The 20,017-nt window shown below is 37.2% G+C and carries 17 protein-coding genes; 2 read left to right on the forward strand and 15 right to left on the reverse strand.

Going from position 1 to position 20,017, the window contains the following annotated elements:
* The first annotated feature begins 70 nt into the window (after positions 1–70).
* Together AC5P2S_RS00955 and AC5P2S_RS00960 are read left to right on the forward strand one after the other, a co-directional pair.
* Entirely contained in the window at positions 71–2,269 is a 2,199-nt protein-coding gene (locus AC5P2S_RS00955; RefSeq protein WP_494555909.1) for a glutamine synthetase III family protein, read from the forward strand.
* A 224-nt stretch (positions 2,270–2,493) separates the two neighbouring features.
* Entirely contained in the window at positions 2,494–3,156 is a 663-nt protein-coding gene (locus AC5P2S_RS00960) for a C40 family peptidase (RefSeq protein ID WP_283415712.1), read from the forward strand.
* 86 nt (positions 3,157–3,242) lie between these two features.
* Here AC5P2S_RS00960 and AC5P2S_RS00965 read toward each other — a convergent pair whose 3' ends face one another.
* The 15 genes from AC5P2S_RS00965 to AC5P2S_RS01035 all read right to left on the reverse strand — a co-directional run bounded on the left by AC5P2S_RS00965 (position 3,243) and on the right by AC5P2S_RS01035 (position 20,009).
* On the reverse strand, positions 3,243–4,070 hold the full coding sequence (locus tag AC5P2S_RS00965; protein WP_494555910.1) for a choice-of-anchor J domain-containing protein: 828 nt from the start codon (positions 4,068–4,070) through the stop codon (positions 3,243–3,245).
* 86 nt (positions 4,071–4,156) lie between these two features.
* A complete protein-coding gene (locus tag AC5P2S_RS00970) occupies positions 4,157–4,810 on the reverse strand; it encodes a 50S ribosomal protein L25/general stress protein Ctc (protein WP_283415710.1) in 654 nt (217 codons plus the stop codon).
* A gap of 45 nt (positions 4,811–4,855) precedes the next feature.
* Entirely contained in the window at positions 4,856–5,794 is a 939-nt protein-coding gene (locus AC5P2S_RS00975; RefSeq protein WP_283415709.1) for a ribose-phosphate pyrophosphokinase, read from the reverse strand.
* Positions 5,795–5,987: 193 nt separating this feature from the next.
* The gene (locus tag AC5P2S_RS00980) at positions 5,988–6,398 is read right to left on the reverse strand and encodes a BrxA/BrxB family bacilliredoxin (protein WP_283415708.1); all 411 of its coding nucleotides are present in this window, start codon (positions 6,396–6,398) and stop codon (positions 5,988–5,990) included.
* A 256-nt stretch (positions 6,399–6,654) separates the two neighbouring features.
* Positions 6,655–7,101, reverse strand: coding sequence for a GatB/YqeY domain-containing protein (locus AC5P2S_RS00985; RefSeq protein ID WP_494555911.1), 447 nt, complete (start codon positions 7,099–7,101; stop codon positions 6,655–6,657).
* 103 nt (positions 7,102–7,204) lie between these two features.
* Positions 7,205–9,079 (reverse strand): cell division protein FtsZ, encoded by a 1,875-nt coding sequence (gene ftsZ / locus AC5P2S_RS00990; RefSeq protein WP_494555912.1) that lies wholly within the window; start codon positions 9,077–9,079, stop codon positions 7,205–7,207.
* A 95-nt stretch (positions 9,080–9,174) separates the two neighbouring features.
* A complete protein-coding gene (gene ftsA / locus AC5P2S_RS00995) occupies positions 9,175–10,554 on the reverse strand; it encodes a cell division protein FtsA (protein WP_494555913.1) in 1,380 nt (459 codons plus the stop codon).
* A 20-nt stretch (positions 10,555–10,574) separates the two neighbouring features.
* On the reverse strand, positions 10,575–11,603 hold the full coding sequence (locus AC5P2S_RS01000; RefSeq protein ID WP_494555914.1) for a cell division protein FtsQ/DivIB: 1,029 nt from the start codon (positions 11,601–11,603) through the stop codon (positions 10,575–10,577).
* Between the two features lie 80 nt (positions 11,604–11,683).
* Positions 11,684–13,042: a UDP-N-acetylmuramate--L-alanine ligase gene (gene murC / locus AC5P2S_RS01005; RefSeq protein WP_283415703.1), complete on the reverse strand. Its 1,359-nt coding sequence runs from the start codon at positions 13,040–13,042 to the stop codon at positions 11,684–11,686.
* Positions 13,039–13,509, reverse strand: coding sequence for a hypothetical protein (locus tag AC5P2S_RS01010; protein ID WP_494555915.1), 471 nt, complete (start codon positions 13,507–13,509; stop codon positions 13,039–13,041). The genes murC and AC5P2S_RS01010 overlap by 4 nt, the downstream gene beginning before the upstream one ends.
* A gap of 4 nt (positions 13,510–13,513) precedes the next feature.
* On the reverse strand, positions 13,514–14,620 hold the full coding sequence (gene murG, locus AC5P2S_RS01015) for an undecaprenyldiphospho-muramoylpentapeptide beta-N-acetylglucosaminyltransferase (RefSeq protein WP_494555916.1): 1,107 nt from the start codon (positions 14,618–14,620) through the stop codon (positions 13,514–13,516).
* Positions 14,621–14,681: 61 nt separating this feature from the next.
* Positions 14,682–15,917 (reverse strand): FtsW/RodA/SpoVE family cell cycle protein, encoded by a 1,236-nt coding sequence (locus tag AC5P2S_RS01020; protein ID WP_494555917.1) that lies wholly within the window; start codon positions 15,915–15,917, stop codon positions 14,682–14,684.
* Between the two features lie 23 nt (positions 15,918–15,940).
* Positions 15,941–17,284 (reverse strand): UDP-N-acetylmuramoyl-L-alanine--D-glutamate ligase, encoded by a 1,344-nt coding sequence (murD, locus tag AC5P2S_RS01025; protein WP_494555918.1) that lies wholly within the window; start codon positions 17,282–17,284, stop codon positions 15,941–15,943.
* Between the two features lie 16 nt (positions 17,285–17,300).
* On the reverse strand, positions 17,301–18,542 hold the full coding sequence (gene mraY, locus AC5P2S_RS01030) for a phospho-N-acetylmuramoyl-pentapeptide-transferase (protein ID WP_494555919.1): 1,242 nt from the start codon (positions 18,540–18,542) through the stop codon (positions 17,301–17,303).
* Positions 18,543–18,548: 6 nt separating this feature from the next.
* Positions 18,549–20,009: a UDP-N-acetylmuramoyl-L-alanyl-D-glutamate--2,6-diaminopimelate ligase gene (locus tag AC5P2S_RS01035; protein WP_494555920.1), complete on the reverse strand. Its 1,461-nt coding sequence runs from the start codon at positions 20,007–20,009 to the stop codon at positions 18,549–18,551.
* Between the last annotated feature and the right edge of the window lie 8 nt (positions 20,010–20,017).

Here is a 20,017-nt window from a genome sequence, read left to right on the forward strand (position 1 = left end):
ATTTTAAGGGGTAAACTAATTTCGAATTATATTTTTTGTAAATTTGCCTCGTTTAAAATAACACACTTTTATGTCAACATTAAGATTTAAAGCCTTAGCCGAGCTTCCATTCAGAAATTACAGAAAAGATAATTTCATAGAAGTTCCTGCAAAACTGTCTGAATTGTTTTGTCAAAATGTATTCTCAGAAGAAACAATGAGAGAATATCTGACTAAAGAAGCGTTCCAATCTATTTTGGACGCCATTAAAAAAGGAACAAAAATCCAGAGACACATTGCAGACCAGGTAGCTGTTGCGATGAAGGATTGGGCTATGTCAAAAGGCGTTACCCACTACACGCACTGGTTTCAACCGTTAACAGGTGCAACTGCTGAGAAGCACGATTCTTTCTTTACACCTATAGAGGGTGGAAGAGCTATCGAGAGATTCAGTGGCGGAATGTTGATTCAACAGGAGCCGGATGCTTCTTCTTTCCCGAATGGTGGAATCAGAAATACATTCGAAGCGAGAGGGTATACCGCTTGGGATCCGACTTCTCCGGCTTTTATTATGGGAACTACACTTTGTATTCCTTCGATTTTCATTTCTTACACTGGTGAGACTTTAGATTATAAGGCGCCATTATTAAGAGCTTTGAACGCGGTTGATGAAGCAGCGACAGATGTTTGTAAATCTTACTTCGATAAAAACGTAACAAAAGTTTCTCCGACACTGGGCTGGGAACAGGAATATTTTCTGGTAGATACAGCTTTGTATCAATCAAGACCGGATTTGGTTTTGACAGGGAAAACTTTACTTGGACATTCTCCGGCGAAAGGACAACAGCTTGATGATCATTATTTCGGTTCGATTCCTACAAGAGTAATGAACTATATGAAGGAATTGGAAATCGAATGTATGAAGTTGGGAATTCCTGTAACAACGCGCCACAATGAGGTTGCTCCAAATCAATTTGAATTGGCGCCAATGTTTGAAGAAGCAAATGTTGCTGTTGATCACAATTCATTATTAATGGATATTATGGCGAGAATTGCTCACAAGCATCACTTCCATATTTTATTTCACGAAAAACCATTTGCCGGTGTCAACGGAAGTGGAAAACATAACAACTGGTCTTTGGGAACTGACACAGGCGAAAACCTTTTGAGTCCGGGTAAAAATCCGAAGAAAAACCTTCAGTTCCTGACGTTCTTTGTGAATACTTTGAAAGCGGTCCACGATTATGCGGATTTGTTGAGAGCATCTATTGCATCTGCGAGCAACGACCACAGATTGGGAGCTAACGAAGCGCCGCCGGCAATCATTTCTGCTTTCATTGGAAGCCAGTTGTTCGGTGTTTTGGAAGAATTGGAAAAAGTGACGGACGGAAAATTATCTCCGGAAGAGAAAACAGAATTAAAACTAAATGTTGTAGGAAAAATCCCTGAAATTCTTTTAGATAATACTGACAGAAACAGAACATCTCCATTTGCATTCACAGGAAACAAATTCGAAATCAGAGCGGTTGGTTCTTCTGCAAACTGTGCGGAAGTAATGACTGTAATGAACGTAATTGCGGCTAAACAATTGAAAACTTTCAAGGCTGAAGTGGATGCTTTGATTGAAACAGGTCTTAAGAAGGATGAAGCCATTTTCAATGTATTAAGAGAATACATCAAGCAATCTAAGAGCATTATGTTCGAAGGTGACGGTTATTCAGACGATTGGGCAAAAGAAGCTAAGAAAAGAGGTCTTAACAACTTGAAAACAACGCCGGAAGCTCTTAAAATGGAATTGGATAAAAAATTCGTTGAGCTTTATGAAGAGTTAGGAATTTACTCACACCGTGAGTTCGAAGCCAGAAACGAAATCAAGCTGGAAAAATACTCAACAGTCATTGATATCGAAGCCAGAGTTTTAGCAGATATCGCAAGAAACCACATCATTCCTGCAGCGCTTAATTATCAAAACAGATTAATTGAGAACGTTAAAGGGTTGAAAGAGATTTTCAGCGAGAAAGAATTCAAGACTTTGGCAAAAGAACAATTGAGTTTGATTTCTGATATTTCCGGTAATGTTTCTCAGATCAAAGTTGGTGTTGATAATCTTTTGGCAGCGAAAGAAAAGGCTAAAAATACATCAGGAAGCCAAAAACAAGCAGAGGAATACTGTAACAAAGTTAAGCCTCTTTTTGATAACATCAGAGAGGCATCAGATGCTCTGGAAATGATGGTAGACGATGAGCTGTGGCCGATGACAAAATATAGAGAATTACTCTTCACTAGATAAATATCTACAAAAACGTTAAAGAATCTTAACTAAAAATAAAACCGCAAAGTCTAAATAAAGGCTTTGCGGTTTGTTTTTTTTTAACATTCTTAAAAAGACTGTTAAATTATGTTAAACTCAAGAACGCTCAAATTGATTTGAAATGTCCTTTAATGAGTATTGGCTATTTTTGCTATGCAATCACAAAAAACCAACTCAAGTTTAACACAAATAATTAAATATATATGAAGAAAAGAGTTCTAGTTTATATCTTATTTGTGACCACGTTTTTTTCGCTTCAGTCTTGCGTTTCTAACTATGTGGTTTCTAACAATCAAACATACAAAACTGATGCCAAGTTTGCATCATTGGATGTAAACGTAAAACCCGTAACAAACAAATCAAACAACAAAGGACAACAAGTTTTAGCATCTATTGCTAATACCAATGAGGTTATCAAAAGATCTGCTATAGAAAATGCGATCAAATACAGCAACACCATTGACAATATCTTATCTGAAGCTGAAAGTTATCTAGGAACTCCATACAGATTCGGGGGAACTTCCAGAAGCGGAATAGATTGCTCGGCATTCGTGTTATCAGTATTTGGCGCAGCAGCAGGTATGAACTTACCAAGAGTTGCAGCTCAACAATCTCAAGAAGGAGATTCTGTAGAAAAAACAGAACTTCAGAAAGGAGATCTGGTGTTTTTCTCACACAGAGGTAGCAGAATTTCTCACGTGGGAATTGTGGAAGAGGTAACGCCGGAAGGTGAGGTGAAGTTCATTCACGCAGCAACGTCCAAAGGTGTAATGGTTTCTTCTCTGGATGACAGCTATTGGGGACCAAAATTCAAATTCGCTAAGCGAATCGTTAAAGAGAACACATTGAGTGCATTAAATAATTAGAGAGACTGAAAAATATTCAGAAAAAACCTCAGAAGTATTTCTGAGGTTTTTTATTTTATAACATATAAAGGGCGACTATTCTCGATTTATTTTTTAATAAGTTTGATGTTTTGTGTAGATTTTGAACTTTGAACAGAAACATTATAAATTCCCGGTTTAAGATTCGCGATATCATATTTTTCAGAATTAAGATCTGAAAATTCTTTGATCAATTTTCCTGAAAGATCAAAAACTTTTACAGATTCTGGTTTTTCGTTATTTGAGTTTAGCTGAAAGTAGTTGTCTGTAGGGTTAGGATATAGTGTTAAGCTTTTTTTACTAAAATCACTGACTGACATTAATGGGGTAGCTGTTACATTGATATCATCTACACTCAGCAGGTTTCCATTGGTATAGTCGTTTACCCAAGCCAGATAGACAGTTTGCCCTGCATAAGCGGATAAATTAACCGTATATGGTGTTAGCTGACTTGAAATAGGAACATTGGGAGCATGATCTACTGTCTGAATATTAGTGAAAGCTGCTTTTGTAGTATTAGTTGTAGAAATTTTTAGTTTGAAACCATCATCGTAAGGGCTTACATCATGAGATCTTGCAAAAAATTCAAGAGAGATTGTAGAGTTTGAAGGTAAGGTTATAGCCGGAGAGATAAGCCATCTGTCTGCCGGTGCTATTGTAGTAAACCAGGACGGCGAGGAAACTACCGTATTTCCACTTTCCGCACTCCACTTAACAATTTCCCAAGCATTGGAAAATAATGCTGCATATGTACCGTAAGGAGTATTTGTGTCATTGTAAAGTGTCCAGTTTGCACCATATAAGTCTGTTACGTTTTCAAAATCTTCTGTATAAACTGATGTTTGCGCGTGGCATATAACTGATGTAAATAGAGCAGAGAATAGAAGTTTTTTCATATCAAATCATTTTTATTATATATAAAGATATGAAAAAAGCCATAGAATTATATTCTATGGCTATGATATTTTATCTGGAATACTTTTTATTCCTCAGATTTTTCTTCAGTTGTCGGAACAAGTGGAGATTGATCTTTTACTTCTTCTGCCATTTCTTCATCTTCATCATCCATTGCAGCAGCACCTCCTTTCATAGCATTTCTAGACATCTTAACAGCTACGATAACAGCATTGTCCGGATGCATAAAAGTGTAAGCGTCATTTTTAAGAGCCTCAACATAGAATTTGTTACCGATTCTCAATGGTGTTACATCTACAACGATTTCGTCCGGCAAGTTTGCAGGAATCGCTTTTATTTTCAGTTTTCTGAAAGTTTGTCTAAGAACACCACCGGCAACAACACCTCTTGCACGACCAGTAATTCTTACAGGAACGTCCATAATTACCGGCTTATCGTCTGATAATTGATAGAAATCCACATGTAGGATTCTGTCTGTGATTGGGTGAAATTGGATATCCTGAAGAACAGCAGGAATTGTTTGTCCGTCAACCTCAATAGATACCGTGTGTGCTTCAGGAGTATATACCAAACCTTTGAAAGATTTTTCTTCAGTAGAAAAATTCAATGGCTCTTTACCTCCGTAAACAACACAAGGAACTAATTCAGCATCACGTAAAGCTTTTGTAGACTTTTTGCCCACGCTTTCTCTTTTTGTACCTTGAATTGTAATAGATTTCATTATATAATGATTAAAATTTGAGGTTGCAAATATATAATTTTTTTCTTAGATAATGAATTTATCACTAATTGATTTGTGTTCGTGCACGCTATTCATCACATCGGCAAATAAGGATGCGCAGGAAAGCACCTTTATTTTGGAGGATTTATCCATTTTTTGCGGGATAGAATCTGTTACGATAACTTCCAATAATTTAGAATTTTCGATATTTTCATAAGCTTTACCCGAAAGTACACCGTGTGTTGCCATTGCTCTTACAGATCTCGCTCCTTTTTCCATTAAGATATCCGCTGCTTTGCAAAGTGTTCCTGCAGTGTCAATCATATCATCAATAAGAATCACATTTTTATCCTTAACATCCCCAATCAGAAACATCTCTTCAACCACATTGGCTTTTTTTCTTTCTTTATAGCAGATTACGACATCGGCACCCAGATGACCTGCGTAGTTTTTTGCTCTTTTTGCTCCCCCCATATCCGGTGATGCAATGGTAAGATTATCCAGATTAAGTGACTGAATATAGTCCACGAAAATAGTAGAAGCATAAAGATGATCGACAGGAATCTCAAAGAAACCTTGGATCTGATCAGCATGAAGATCCATCGTCATAATTCTCGTCGCTCCTGCAGCCGTCAAAAGATTGGCAACTAGCTTTGCTCCGATTGGTGCTCTCGGCTTATCTTTTCTGTCTTGTCTTGCTAATCCGTAATATGGGATTACAACTGTAATATTCTTTGCAGAAGCTCTTTTGGCCGCATCGATCATTAATAACAATTCCAAAAGATTGTCTGCCGGAGGAAAGGTAGATGCGATAAGAAAAACCCGGCTTCCTCTAACGGATTGTTCCAAAACCGGTTCAAATTCTCCGTCGCTGAAATGCTGAATATTGATTTTTCCCAATGGCTGCCCATAGAACTGAGCAATTTTTTCTGCCAACTCGTGGCTGGTTCTCGTAGAAAACAAATAACTTGCTTGATCTGACATTTTTACTTTTTTGCAAATTTAAAAAATAATGAAAAGTCTCAAAGTCTATTTGTGAACTTTTCATAGATTCTTTTCAGACTGTTCATAACCGAAAGCGTTGTAATACCCATTAACATTGGCATCAGTTAAAATAATTTTCGCTAATATTTCATAAAAAAACCAGAACATCTCTGTTCTGGTCTTAGGTTTTTTATTAACAATACTCTTCGAAAGCGGCCTGAAGATTGGCAGCAATTGCGCCTGCAGGATTACCTTCGATGTGGTGTCTTTCCAGCATATGCACCAACTCGCCATCTTTGAAAAGTGCCACAGCTGGTGAACTAGGCGGGAATGGAGCTAATAATCTTCTGGCTTCTGCTACCGCTTCTGTGTCAAATCCTGCGAAAGCTGTTACCAGATGGTCTGGCTTTTTCTCACCTGTCAAAGAGTATAAAACGCCTGGTCTTGCAGCACCGGCTGCACAACCACAAACGGAATTGATTACTAAAAGTGTTGTCCCGCTTTGCTTAAGCGCTTCATCAACTTGTTCTGGTGTTGTAAGGTCTTCAAAACCTTTATCTGTAAGTTCTGCCTTCATTGGCAATACTAAATCTGCTGGGTACATATTAAATTTATTTAGGTTAATTCGAATTGCAAATTTAATCAAATAATATTTGCATTATCTGATCAATCATTCTATTAAAATTATACCAAATATCTATTGCGCCATTTTGACTGAATTCCCAAACAAAAACCTTGAATCCGAAAATTCAAGGCTTTAATCAAATCGATATGCAAATTAAGTATATCCAGTTTTTATAATTGATAAAATATAAATGATGAATGATATCAATTATCGCTTATCAACTATCATTGATGATTTAAGAAAGTAACTTTTTAACCATTTCTGAAATGCTCTTTCCGTCAGATTTTCCTGCTAATGCTTTGGAAGCAACACCCATTACTTTTCCTAAATCTTTAATAGTCTCTGCTCCGGTTTCAGAAATGATTTTCTTGATTTCTGATTCCAGTTCTTCAGCAGATAATTGTTTCGGTAGAAACTTCTCAATGACTTTCATCTGAGCTTCTTCCACGTCAGCAAGGTCTGTTCTTCCCTGAGCCATAAACTGCTCATAAGAATCCTTTCTCTGCTTTATCATTCTTTGCAAAATCGCAATCTCCTGTTCTGCTGAAACTTCGGCTCCTCTGGCTTCGGTTTGTAGTAAAAGAATCTGAGATTTTACTGCTCTCAAAGAGTCCAAAGCTACACGGTCTTTTTCTCTCATCGCCGTTTTGATGGCTTCGCTTATTGTATTTTCTAAACTCATTTTTTCTGTATTAATGTAAAAGGTATTAATGTATTTATGATAAAATGTAAAACGCTTATCCAATATCGTTAATACATTCTATCATAAATACATTAGTACAATTCTAGTCAACATCTTTGTTAAGAAACCGGTTTTCTCTCAGTTGCATACTTCCATTATTATCAGACAAATAAGTATTAATATTCTGGTCTGATGCATTAGAACCATCAATATTGATGTTCTTTCTTTTGAAAGCAGGAACGGTTTCGAAAACATTCTCATTATCCAATTGCTGGTAACGGGAATTGAATTCTCTTAGCTTATTTCTTCTTTCCATTGCTTTTGAAGAGTCCGGTGTTTTGTTGAAGAAAGTGAATCCACTTTCAGTTTCCTGAACCGGTTCCGGCTTTTTCTCCTCTATGATTTCCTCTTTAGTTTCAATAGCAAAAGAAAATTGAGTTGGTTCTTCAACTTTTTCTTCGATGATTTCGTTAACGGCTTCTTCTTTAACTTCAGAAATAACTTGCTTTTCAATTACCGGAAATTCTTCTTCAATCGTAGGTTCGTTGATTGTGAAAGTCACTTCAACAAGCTTTTCAATTACTTCTTCTTTGAAAGACGCTTTTGGCTTTTCCTCAACTTCGAAAGAAAAAGATTGTGCTTCCAAATCTACTTCTTCATAACTCTCTTCCTCGAAAGTGAAAAGGTTGTATTCCTGCTTTTCGTTATTAAAATTATAATCGTTTGAGAAATCCTGGATTTCCTCGTTTTCGATGATTTCGATTTTTGCTTTTGGCTCTTCTACAAGACTTTCTGCAACGGCATTGGTTGGAAAGCCGGAAGTTCCGAAATCTTCATCATCCTCTAACCGAAAAAAATTTTTCCCGGACTGCACTTCAGGTTTTGATTCTTCCTGGAATCTGCTTTTGAACGGCGATTCTCTGTGAGATGAAGGACTTGGTCTGTCTTCCAAAGAATATTTGATGGTTTCAGTAACGCCGGAATGTTTTTTATTATCGTTGGAGAAACCGGTTGCAATTACCAAAACGCTCACTGCATCGCCCAATTCCTCATCAGAACCAACTCCAAAAATAATATCAGCCGTGTTTCCAGCTTCTTTCTGGATGTGGTCCATAATCACACCGATCTCGTCCATTGTTACTTCAGTCGCACCGCTTCTGATTAGCAATAGAACATTTTTCGCGCCTGTGATTTTGTTATCATTCAATAATGGAGAATCCAATGCTTTTTTAACTGCTTCTTCCGCTTTATTTTCACCGCTAGCAATTCCAGTAGACATCAATGCAGTACCAGAGTTAGCTAAAACAGATTTAGCATCGCGGAAGTCAATATTAACATCGAAATAGCCAGTAATAACTTCTGCCATTCCTTTTGCAGCGTTTGTCAACACTTCATCGGCTTTTGAGAATCCTTGTTTGAAACCAAGATTACCAAATTGTTGTCTCAGTTTATCATTATTAATGACAATCAAAGAATCAACATTATTCCTTAATTTTTCCAAACCTAATTCAGCCTGATCCAATCTTCTTTTTCCTTCAAAACTAAAAGGTACGGTTACGATTCCAACAGTAAGAATCCCCATTTCCTTGGCCACTTTTGCAATCACAGGTGCAGCACCGGTTCCGGTTCCACCGCCCATTCCGGCAGTGATGAAAACCATTTTGGTGTTTTGTCCCATTGATGCTTTGATATCATCAATGCTTTCGATAGCCGCTTTTTCGCCAACTTCCGGGTCAGCACCTGCGCCAAGACCTTCGGTCATTGTTACACCCAACTGAACTTTGTTAGCAACAGGATTGTTATCAAGTGTCTGTGCATCGGTGTTGCAAATCACGAAATCCACGCCATAAATCCCTTTCTCGTACATATGCTTCAAAGCGTTGTTTCCGCCGCCTCCAACACCGATTACTTTAATAATTGAAGAATTGCCTTTTGGTAGGTCAAATGAGAATCCTTGTGTATTATTTATATTGTCCATAGTAGTTATTTTTTATAGTTTATAGTTGATAAATGATAATCGATTTATTTATGATTGCTTTAATCATTTATCAATTATCTTTTATCATTTATGTTTTACTCTTCTACTTCCTCGAAGAATTTTTTCACTTTGTCTAAAATCGACTGACCAAAAGTCGGTTTGTTTCTTTTAGCTTCTTCTTTTGGTTTTGTAACTTCTTCCATCTGCTGAACTTGTTGAGGCTTCTCGACTTCAGCAGTTGGTTGAGCAACTTGTTGTGCCTTAGTTACGGCTTCTTCGATAATTTCTTCTTCTGTTGGAAGGATTTTTTTATCTCTGATTTTAAGACTTTCCATCAATAAACCGATGGACGTTGCGAATTCCGGTCCTTTAAGATATTGGTTTTTATCATTCGCCACATACTCGTTAGCGAAACCAATTCTGCTGTCGAAACCTGTTGTGTAATTCGCTAACTGACGAAGGTTTCTCAGGTTGGAACCACCTCCGGTTAATACGATTCCTGCAATCAGTTTTTTCTTTTGCTCAAAAGCGCCGTAACCTTTCAGTTCGGTGTTTACCATTTCCAGAATTTCTTCAACTCTCGCATTGATAATCTGAGCCAAAACCTTCAACGAAATCTCTTTGTCCGGACGACCGTGCAATCCCGGGATTGTCACGTAAGTACTGTCTTTTTCCAATTCCGGAACAGACGAACCGAATTTCACTTTCAGTTGTTCTGCGTGTTTCTCAATGATTGAACATCCTTCCTTGATATCATCGGTGATAATTCCACCGCCGTAAGGAATCACGCAAGTATGACGAATGATGTTGTCTTTGAAAATCGCGATATCCGTAGTTCCACCACCAATATCAACAATTGCAACACCAGCTTCTTTTTCTTCTTTTGTAAGAACAGCTTCAGACGATGCCAAAGGTTCCAAAGTCAATGCTTCCATTTCCAGACCAGCTTCGCGAACACATCTTGCGATATTTCTGATAGAACCCATTTGTCCCACAACAACATGGAAATTGGCTTCCAATCTTTTGCCGTGCATTCCAATTGGTTCCTGGATCTCGCCTTCAGAATCCACTTTGTATTCCTGAGGCAAAACGTGGATGATTTCTTCGCCAGGCAACATCACCAATTTCTTCACCTGGTCTTTTAGTTTCTCGATATCATCTTCCGTGATGTATCTATCCGGATGCTCTCTCATGATGTAATCCGAATGCTGGAGAGAACGGATATGTTTTCCTGCAATCCCGACAGTTACCTTGTGGATAGGAACGCCAGCGCTGGATTGCGCTTCTGCAACTGCAGTTTTGATGGAATTGATAGTTTGGGAAATGTTGTTCACGATTCCTTTGTGAACACCAAGACTTTTAGCCTTCCCAACGCCCAGGATTTCGATTTTCCCGTGAGCGTTACGTCTTCCGACAATGGCGACAATTTTAGTTGTCCCAATGTCCAGACCTACTGAATACTCTTGATTTTCCATTATATGCTCGATTTGATTTTTTATTCTACTACTACTTTTGCTTTTTTCTTTTTGTCAGAAGTTGGTTTGGATGTTGTTTCCTTTTTCTTTTCCGAAGTTTTTTTCGGTTCAGATTTCTTCTCTACTTTTTTGGGTTTCGAAGGTTCTTTTTTGACTTCTGATTTCTTAGGTTCCGCTTTTTTAATTTCTTTTTTCGGTTCCGGTTTGGGCTCCGCTTTTTTAGTTTCTGTTTTTGCCGGAACCGATGCTAAAAGTTGCGTCGGTTTTTCTTCCGGTTTTGTAATTTCAATTTTTGGTGCATTTCTCAGAATACTGTCGTTTTCTTTGAAATAAGGATTCAGTGTGGTTACAATCTGATTATTGTATTTAACCGAAATCTTTTTGTACTTCTGAGGATTCTGATAAACCAGATATTTCTCTACAAAAGTTTTAAATCCTCTAACCTTGAAATCAATATTATCTAAATCTCCAATCTCAACTTTGTAATTTCCATCGCTTGTCAGAAGATTATAATTGTCTTTTTCTTTTTTGATTCCGATGAAATATTTTTTACTGAAATCATCTTTGTCAATTTTCTCAATCAGCTTTCCGAGTTCCTGATATTCCGAAGCTTCGACATCGCCCATTACTAACATACACGGATAAGAAAAGTTTCTAGAAATCGGGAATTCAACACCTTTTTCGTCCACATAAAAATCCTTTCCGTTTTTATTCAGTCTGAAAATCGGAATGCGTTGTTTGATATCAACATTCAGATTTCCGTTCAGATTCATATAAACATTGGCACTGTCAACAAACGGAATCTCATTAATCTTTTTCTCCAATTCCGGAATCTTAACATCGCCAATCTTTTTTGTAGGATTAAATTGCTTTACCAAATCCTTGATGTCCTTTTCATCCACAAAATAAACCGGCGTTTTGGTCTGGTTCATATTAATCGATACATTCTCCATCTTGGCGTTGTTGAAACGCTTTAACGAGAAACTGAGCAGAAATCCAAAAAGGACGACTGTTACGAGTATCTTCAATATTCTCCACTTGTTTTTCATATTAATTTTTGTATTGACGTATTAATGTAAAATGTACCAATGATTTTAAAAATCGTAAATACATTGATACGTTTTACATTTTACAAACTTTGCATCCATTCCATAATCGGGTCATAAAGTGTATCAATATTTCCCGCTCCGACTGTCAATAAAATATCAAAATCTTTCTCTTTTATCTTTTCAAAAGTCTCCTGTAATGTGCAGACTTCTTTGTTGTCTGTTTCGATTTTTTCAGCTAACCAACTTGATGTGATGCCTTCAAAATTTTCCTGAAGTTCTCTCGCAGGATAAATATCTAATAACAACAAATCATCTCCGTTTTCCAGACTTCTCGCAAAATCTTCTGCAAAATCTCTTGTTCTGCTAAAAAGATGCGGTTGAAAAACCACCAGCAATTTCTTGGTTGGATAAAATGTTTTTATCGAACCAATCACTGCATTCAGTTCTGTTGGATGATGCGCATAATCATCGATATAAATCTTTCCGTTATCAAAAATATGTTTCGTATATCTTCTTTTGATGCCTTTAAAATTGGCAATTGCTTTTTTTAAAGTCTCGAAACCAACACCTAAATTGCTCAGAATCGCCAAAGCAACCGTTGCATTTTCAACATTGTGAATTCCCGGAATTTCCCAGACAAAATCTTCAACCTCCTGCGTTGGCGTATGAAAATCGAAATAGATTTTATCATGTTCCATTCTCAGGTTATCGGAATAATAATCCGCCTCCTCATTCACAGCATAAGTTTTATGTCCTCTTCCGATTGCAATTCCTTTTCTCACAAACAACTGATTATCATTCGGAACTAAAGCAGCGAATTGACGGAAACCATCTTCAATCTGAACTCTATCACCATAAATATCCAAATGGTCTGCATCAATTGATGTTACAACCGCCCAATCCGGAGAAAGGTTCAGGAAGCTTCTGTCATATTCATCCGCTTCGACCACGGAAAATTGGTTGCCGTTGTAATCGAAATTGGATTTGAAATTTTCGGAGATCCCGCCTAAAAATGCGGACGACGGAAGATTCGCTTCTTTGCACAAATGCGCAATCAATGTAGAAGTTGTTGTCTTTCCGTGAGTTCCAGCAACGGCGATGCAATCTGTATTTTCTGTAATCAATCCCAAAACTTTTGCACGTTTCAGAATCTCAAAACTTTCACTTGCGAAGTAATCCAGAATTCCGAGTTTCTTAATTGCAGGCGTATAAATAACCAAAGTTGATTCTTTATCCAACGCTACAATTTTTTCATCAATGACATCTTCAAACGTAATATCAATACCTTCAAAACCGATTTGAGCCGTTAGTTTTGTTGGCGTTTTATCATAACCCAAAACATTTTTGCCGTTGGCGTGAAAATATCTCGCCAGCGCACTCATCCCAATCCCACCGATGCCGATGAAATAGAAGTTTTGATATTTGTTTAAGATGCTCATTTTTTCTTTCTTTTATACCATTTATTGTATGGCTTTGTTGATATGTAAAAAATCTGAAAATAGTCTTTGTCCCTGGTCATTCCCATTCTCAAATATTTGATACTATCATTTTTTTCTGTCTTAATATTGAAAACAAACAGGTCTGAAAAATCTTTTGGGTAAACATTCGTTTTAGCTGCATATAAGCTTCCAATTTCTATTTTTCCATATTTTTTATCGATGTTTTCACACACAGTTTTAATTTTTTCTGGAGAAAAATAATTTTTCATATTAATATCCATATTAAAACCGGTTATTTCAGAATAGTCTTTTTTCCCACATTTAGAAATAAAATTCTCGGCAAAGCTTTTAGCTAAAGTTTGTCTTGCTTGTGTATTATTTTTTGCCGGCATATTATTATACCGATTCATACAGCTTGATAGACCTATCAAACAAAAAAATAATAATATGTGTTTCAATAATTTCATTAAACTATATCACTTTAAAAATCTCATCTACAATTCCTTGTGCCGCTTTTGGCTTGGCAAAGAATTCTAAATTATCAGACATTTCTTTTCTAAGATTTTCATTCTCACAGATTTCTGAAAGTGTGCTCCAGAATTTGTCTTTCATTTCAGAATCTTTGACCATTTTTGCCGCATTTTTCTCAACCAGAGTCAAAGCATTTTTAGTTTGATGATCCTCCGCCGCAAAAGGAAAAGGGACCAATAAAACCGGCTTTTCGGCAACTGCCAATTCTGAAATCGCAATTGCACCAGCTCTGGAAACAATCACATCCGCTGCGGAATAAGCCAAAGCCATATCGGAGATGAATTCTTTAATTTGAATTCCAAACGCTTCGATTCCGCTCATCGTGACATCGCTTATAATTTGCTGGTAGTCAGTTTTTCCGGTTTGCCAGATTAATTGATAACCTTTCTCTTTCAGTCTATCAAAATTATCTTTCCAGCCGTTGTTCAAGGTTCTGGAACCAAGAGAACCGCCAACCGAAAGAATCGTTAATTTATTTTTATCTAGGCCTAATTTTTCTTTAGCTAAATCTTTATCAATCAAATCCGTGGTGATATTCTGACGGATTGGATTTCCTAAGAAATAAGTTTTCGTTCCCGGGAAAAATTTTTCCATATCCGGATAGGCTGTGAAAACGGCTTTCGCTTTTTTAGCATTGAAAACATTCGTCTTTCCCGGCAAAGAATTCTGCTCCTGAATAAAAGTCGGAATTCCCATTTTCGCAGCAATGTACAAAGCAGGTCCGCTTGCAAAACCACCAGTTCCAACCGCAAAATCCGGTTTGAAATTTTTAATGATTTTCTTAGCCTTAATCAAACTGGAAATGATTTTAAATGGAAGCCCGATATTCTTCATAAGATTTCCTCTGTCGAATCCGGCGATGTTCAATCCTTCGATTTTGAATCCGGCTTGAGGAACCTTTTCCATTTCCATTTTTCCATTCGCACCAATGAACAAAAACTCTGCATCGGGAAACCGTTTCTGGATTTCCTGAGCAATCGCAACCGCCGGAAAGATGTGTCCACCTGTTCCGCCGCCGCTCATTAATATTTTTAGTTTTCTGCTCATATTTTTTATAATTGATAAGAGATAATTGATGATTTATAAATTATCGTTCATCATTTATTTTTTATGCGATATCATTTATTTCTTCAATACTTTGTCTTTTACCCAGACCTTCTTCATCAAAAACCTGAATTCTGGAACTTACATTCAGGATAATTCCTAGCTGAATATAGGTTACCAACATCGATGTTCCTCCGTAACTTATTAATGGTAGAGGCTGACCTGTTACGGGAATCAGATTTACGGCCACGGCGATATTCACCGATAATTGAACAAAAATCATCAGTCCAATCGCAAGAACCAGCAGCGACCCGAAAAAAGCAGGCATTTTACTGGCAATCATTACAATCCGGATAATCATTATCATATAAAGGCTAATCAGAACAAAGGCTCCAATCCAACCGTATTCTTCCACAATGATTGCGAAAATAAAATCCGAAACCGATTGGGGTAACGTCTGTTTCAAAGCACTTTTTCCTGGTCCGATTCCGTTGAATCCGCCGTGAACAATCGCTGCTTTCGCCTGCATCACCTGATAGTTTTTTGCTTTGATACTTTCGTCTTCAACATCAGCTGTTTTCTTGGAACTCGTGAAGGTTTCGATACGGCTCATCCAGGTATGAACACGGTTTCCTCCGATTAAATTCGTATTCAAAGCAATGACTAAAAACATCACAACGAAAACTACGGCAACCGAGATAAATCCCGCTACATATTGCCAGGCTAATTGTCCGATAATTAATATAATAATCGAAACCATCATAATCATCAATGCTGTAGAACCGTTGTCTTTTGCTACTAATCCGAATACAATCAGAATTGGTCCGAAGATGTAAATGATGTTCTCAATCGGAACTCTTTCCCTTTTGATTTTCTTAGTGAGATATCGGCACAGATAAATAATCAGCATCAAATAGGCAAATGACGATGGCTGAAAAGAAATCGGTGTTCCTGGGATTTTCAACCAACGCGATGCACTTGCACCTTCGATCTTTTGTCCTGTGAACATTGTAATCAACAACAGTCCAATCGTGAACAAAAGCAGAATGGAACTCAATTTCCCGATGTATTCGTACTTGACCGTTCCTACAAAACGCATAATTCCCAAACCAATGAATACAAAAATGATATGCTTGAAAACGTGACCTGTTGTGGTCCCGTTGTTCACAATATATTCCAGATTCGAACTTGCAGAATAAACCGGAAACACAGAAAGGAAGGATATCAAAATGATAACCGACCAAAGGACTTTGTCTCCTTTCAGTAATTCGAATTTGTTTTCTGTAGTTTGGTTTTCCATTTATTTTTAATGAATTAATATTCTTAATTCTTAATTGTCAATTCTTCTAAAACTTCCTTTTTAAATTGATTTCCACGGTCTTCATAACCATTGAACAAATCAAAACTTGCGCAGCAAGGCGACAATAAAACCACGTCTCCTTTTTCTGCAATTGATTTAGAAACTTCCACTGCTTTTTGCATACTGGAAGTGTCATAAATCTGTGTTTTCTTATCTTTGAAGAACTCAATAATCTTATGATTATCAACCCCTAAGCAAACAATCGCTTTTACTTTTTTCTTGACTAATTCTTCGATTTCTGTATAATCGTTTCCTTTGTCTTTTCCGCCAACAATCCAAACAACCGGCTTTTTCATACTTTCCAAAGCGAAGTAAGTGGCATTCACGTTTGTAGCTTTACTGTCGTTAATAAATTTTACACCTCTGATTTCCGCAACAGGTTCCAATCTGTGTTCAACTGCCTGGAATGTCATTAATGAATGTCTGATACTTTCATTACTTATTTCCAATAACTTTCCAGCAATACTCGCTGCTAAGCTGTTCGCCACATTATGTTTTCCTACCAATGATAATTCGTCAATACTCATTGTGAAACCTTCATTGATATTCACGACAAAATTCTCATCAATTGAGAAAGCACCTTTTTCCAGTCTTTCATCTAATGAGAATGGAACTTTAGTTACTTTCAAATCCAATTTTTCCAGAATCGATTTGCTCATTTTGTCATCCTTATTGTAGATGAAAAAATTATTAGCCTCCTGATTTTCAGCAATTCTGAACTTTGCCAAAGCATATTCTTCATAATTGTAATTGTACTGGTCCAAATGGTCTTTTGACAAATTCAATAACAATGAAATGTAGGGTCTGAAATTCTGAATATCATCCAACTGAAAGCTACTCACTTCCAATACATAATAATCAAAATTCTCCTCAGCCACCTGTTTCGCAAAACTCTTTCCGATGTTTCCACCCAATCCAACATTGAAACCGTCTTCTTTCAGGATGTAATAGATTAAAGACGTTGTCGTCGTTTTTCCGTTACTTCCTGTAATCGCAATGATTTTTGCATTGGTAAATTCCGAAGCAAATTCAATCTCAGAAGATAATCTGATTCCTCTTTCCTGAATCTTCTGAACCATTTCTGCTTTTTTTGGAATTCCCGGACTTTTGATGACCCAATCGGCATTCAGGATTTTTTCTTCGGAATGTGTTCCGTCTTCATAATCAATCCCAAGCTCATCCAATTCTTTTTTGTAATTCTCACGGATAATTCCCATATCCGAAAGAAAGACATCAAAGCCTTTGGCTTTTGCCAGATAAGCCGCACCAACGCCGCTTTCGCCTCCTCCAAGTATTACTACTCTCATCTTTGGTTATTAGTTTTTATCTAGTTTTTAAAGTGATTAGACAAATAATTGCCAGCATTACTCCTAAAATTATCATTCGGTTTACGATTTTGCTCTCGTGAAATCCTTCTTTCTGATAATGGTGATGTAATGGAGACATCTTGAATAATCTATTGTTTTGAGCATATTCCAGCCCATATTTTCTTTTTCTGTACTTGAAAACCCAAACCTGCAGAATCACAGATAAAAGTTCTATCAAGAAGACTCCGCACAAAACCGGAATCAATAATTCTTTTCTAAGGATAATTGCTAAAACCGCAATTACTCCGCCCAGCATCAGACTTCCCGTATCACCCATAAAAACCTGTGCAGGATAAGTGTTGTACCAAAAAAAACCGATAACAGCACCAACCAAAGCGAGGGCGAAAATCGTAGTTTCTCCCATATGCGGAAGGAACATAATGTTCAAATAATCAGCGAAAATCATATTTCCGGAAACATAGGCGAAAAAAGCTAAAGTCAACAAAATCACAACACTTGTTCCTGCAGCCAAACCATCGATTCCATCGGTAATATTCGCTCCGTTGGAAACTGCAGTTACAATGAAAATAACAATAGGAATGAAAACGATCCAAGCCCATTCGTGTGCTTTTGCATCGTCCATCCAGAACAAAATCCCACTGTAATCGAACTCATTATTCTTTGTAAAAGGGACTGTAGAAACCGGAATTTTCTCGTCCGGCATAAAGTTCTGTTCTACATTATTTCTGTTGATAACAGTTGCATCAGCATACTTTCTCTTAACCTCAACATCAGGATGGAAATACATTGTAACACCGACAATTAAACCCAAACCAACCTGTCCGATTACTTTGAATTTCCCGCTCAATCCGTCTTTATTTTTCTTAACTTTTTTGAGATAATCGTCCAGAAAACCGATGGCTCCCATCCACAAAACCGAAATGATCAAAAGAACGATGTAAACATTGGTGATTCTGGTAAACAACAAAACCGGAATGATAGTAGCCAAAATGATAATCAAACCACCCATTGTCGGTGTTCCTTCCTTTTGTTTTTGTCCTTCCAGACCAAGATCTCTCACCAATTCTCCCATTTGCTTTCTTCTTAGGAAATTGATGATTCTTTTCCCGTAAGCCATTGCAATGATGAGCGAAAACAAAACTGCCATCGCTGCGCGGAACGAAATGTATTTGAACAAGTTCATTCCTGGAATGTGAATCCCATGGGCAGTTAAATATTCATATAGATAATATAGCATATAGATCTATTTTCCCATTAATTGTAATAATTCCCTAATCGTTTCTTTGTCATCAAAGTGATATTTCACACCATTGATTTCCTGATATGTCTCGTGACCTTTCCCGGCTACCAGAACAATATCTTTTGGCTCAGCAAATTTGATGGCCATTTTTATCGCTTCCCTTCTGTCAGGAATCGAAGTATATTTGCTGAAGTTCTGTGGCTGAACACCAGCTTCTATTTCTTTGATAATCTGTATCGGATCTTCCGTTCTTGGATTGTCCGAAGTGATGATTGCCAAAGTCGATTTTTTTGTAGCAATGTCTCCCATTTCCGGACGTTTGGTTTTGTCTCTGTCTCCTCCGCATCCGAAAACACAAATCAATCTTTCGTTTTTGGTTCTGATTTCGTTGATGCTATCCAACACATTTTCCAATGCATCCGGTGTATGCGAATAATCGACCACAAAGAAAATTCCGCTGTCGGATTTTATCGTTTCGAATCTTCCGTTCACTCTTTGAAGTTTTGAAATTGCCTGAAGAACTTCTGTTTCGTCCATTCCTAGTTCCAAAGCGATTCCGTAAGCTAGTAACAAATTATAAGCGTTGAATTTTCCTGTCAATGTTGTCCAGAATTCTTTGTTATTAAAATTCAGCAACATGCCGTTGAAGTCCACTTCCAAAACTTTTCCGTGGAAATCTGCCATTGTTTTCAAAGCAAAGGATTTCTTTTTCGCTTTGGTGTTCTGCAGCATTACCAATCCGTTTTTGTCATCAGCATTCGTAATCGCAACTGCCGAATCTTCCAGCTCGTCAAAGAATCTCTTCTTTGCATAAATATAATTTTGGAAAGTCTTATGATAATCCAAATGATCGTGCGTGATATTTGTAAAACCAGCAATTTTGAAATGCAACCCTTCAATTCTATCTTGGGAAATCCCGTGAGAACTGACTTCCATAAAAGCATATCCGCAACCGATTTCAACCGCTTTTGCTAACATTTGATTCAGACGAATCACGTCTGGTGTTGTGTGCGTTGAAGGAATAATCTCTTCTCCGATTCTGTATTCAACGGTAGAAATCAAAGCAGATTGATAACCCAGATTTTTGAAGATATCAAATAATAAGGTTGTTACCGAAGTTTTTCCATTGGTTCCTGTAACGCCAATAAGATTCAATTTTTGAGAAGGATTTCCATAAAAATTAGAAGCCAAATGCCCTAAAGTTTTGGAAGAATCTTGAACTTTAATATAAGTTACCACAGCATTAATGTCCGCAGGCAATTCTTCACAAACGATCACTTTCGCTCCTTTCTCGATGCTTTGATTAATGTAAGAATGTCCGTCTGAAATGGTCCCTTTCAATGCAACATACAAAGAATTTTCAGCAACTTTTCTGCTGTCAAAAACCAATTCCGAAACTTCTCTTTCAAGAGTTCCGATGGTTTCCAGAGTCTGGATTCTTTGTAATAAGTCTTTTAAAATCATATATATAA

The sequence above is a fragment of the Epilithonimonas sp. 33E genome, from assembly GCF_059372615.1.

Coding starts and splice junctions, on each gene's coding strand:
- AC5P2S_RS01035 (WP_494555920.1), bottom strand. CDS start 20,009: ATGATTTTAAAAGACTTATTACAAAGAATCCAGACTCTGGAAACCATC.
- murD (WP_494555918.1), bottom strand. CDS start 17,284: ATGAGAGTAGTAATACTTGGAGGAGGCGAAAGCGGCGTTGGTGCGGCT.
- AC5P2S_RS00975 (WP_283415709.1), bottom strand. CDS start 5,794: ATGTCAGATCAAGCAAGTTATTTGTTTTCTACGAGAACCAGCCACGAG.
- AC5P2S_RS01020 (WP_494555917.1), bottom strand. CDS start 15,917: ATGGAAAACCAAACTACAGAAAACAAATTCGAATTACTGAAAGGAGAC.
- AC5P2S_RS00955 (WP_494555909.1), top strand. CDS start 71: ATGTCAACATTAAGATTTAAAGCCTTAGCCGAGCTTCCATTCAGAAAT.
- murC (WP_283415703.1), bottom strand. CDS start 13,042: ATGAGCATCTTAAACAAATATCAAAACTTCTATTTCATCGGCATCGGT.
- AC5P2S_RS00960 (WP_283415712.1), top strand. CDS start 2,494: ATGAAGAAAAGAGTTCTAGTTTATATCTTATTTGTGACCACGTTTTTT.
- AC5P2S_RS01010 (WP_494555915.1), bottom strand. CDS start 13,509: ATGAAATTATTGAAACACATATTATTATTTTTTTGTTTGATAGGTCTA.
- AC5P2S_RS00980 (WP_283415708.1), bottom strand. CDS start 6,398: ATGTACCCAGCAGATTTAGTATTGCCAATGAAGGCAGAACTTACAGAT.
- AC5P2S_RS01000 (WP_494555914.1), bottom strand. CDS start 11,603: ATGAAAAACAAGTGGAGAATATTGAAGATACTCGTAACAGTCGTCCTT.
- AC5P2S_RS00965 (WP_494555910.1), bottom strand. CDS start 4,070: ATGAAAAAACTTCTATTCTCTGCTCTATTTACATCAGTTATATGCCAC.
- murG (WP_494555916.1), bottom strand. CDS start 14,620: ATGAGCAGAAAACTAAAAATATTAATGAGCGGCGGCGGAACAGGTGGA.
- AC5P2S_RS00970 (WP_283415710.1), bottom strand. CDS start 4,810: ATGAAATCTATTACAATTCAAGGTACAAAAAGAGAAAGCGTGGGCAAA.
- mraY (WP_494555919.1), bottom strand. CDS start 18,542: ATGCTATATTATCTATATGAATATTTAACTGCCCATGGGATTCACATT.
- AC5P2S_RS00985 (WP_494555911.1), bottom strand. CDS start 7,101: ATGAGTTTAGAAAATACAATAAGCGAAGCCATCAAAACGGCGATGAGA.
- ftsA (WP_494555913.1), bottom strand. CDS start 10,554: ATGGAAAATCAAGAGTATTCAGTAGGTCTGGACATTGGGACAACTAAA.
- ftsZ (WP_494555912.1), bottom strand. CDS start 9,079: ATGGACAATATAAATAATACACAAGGATTCTCATTTGACCTACCAAAA.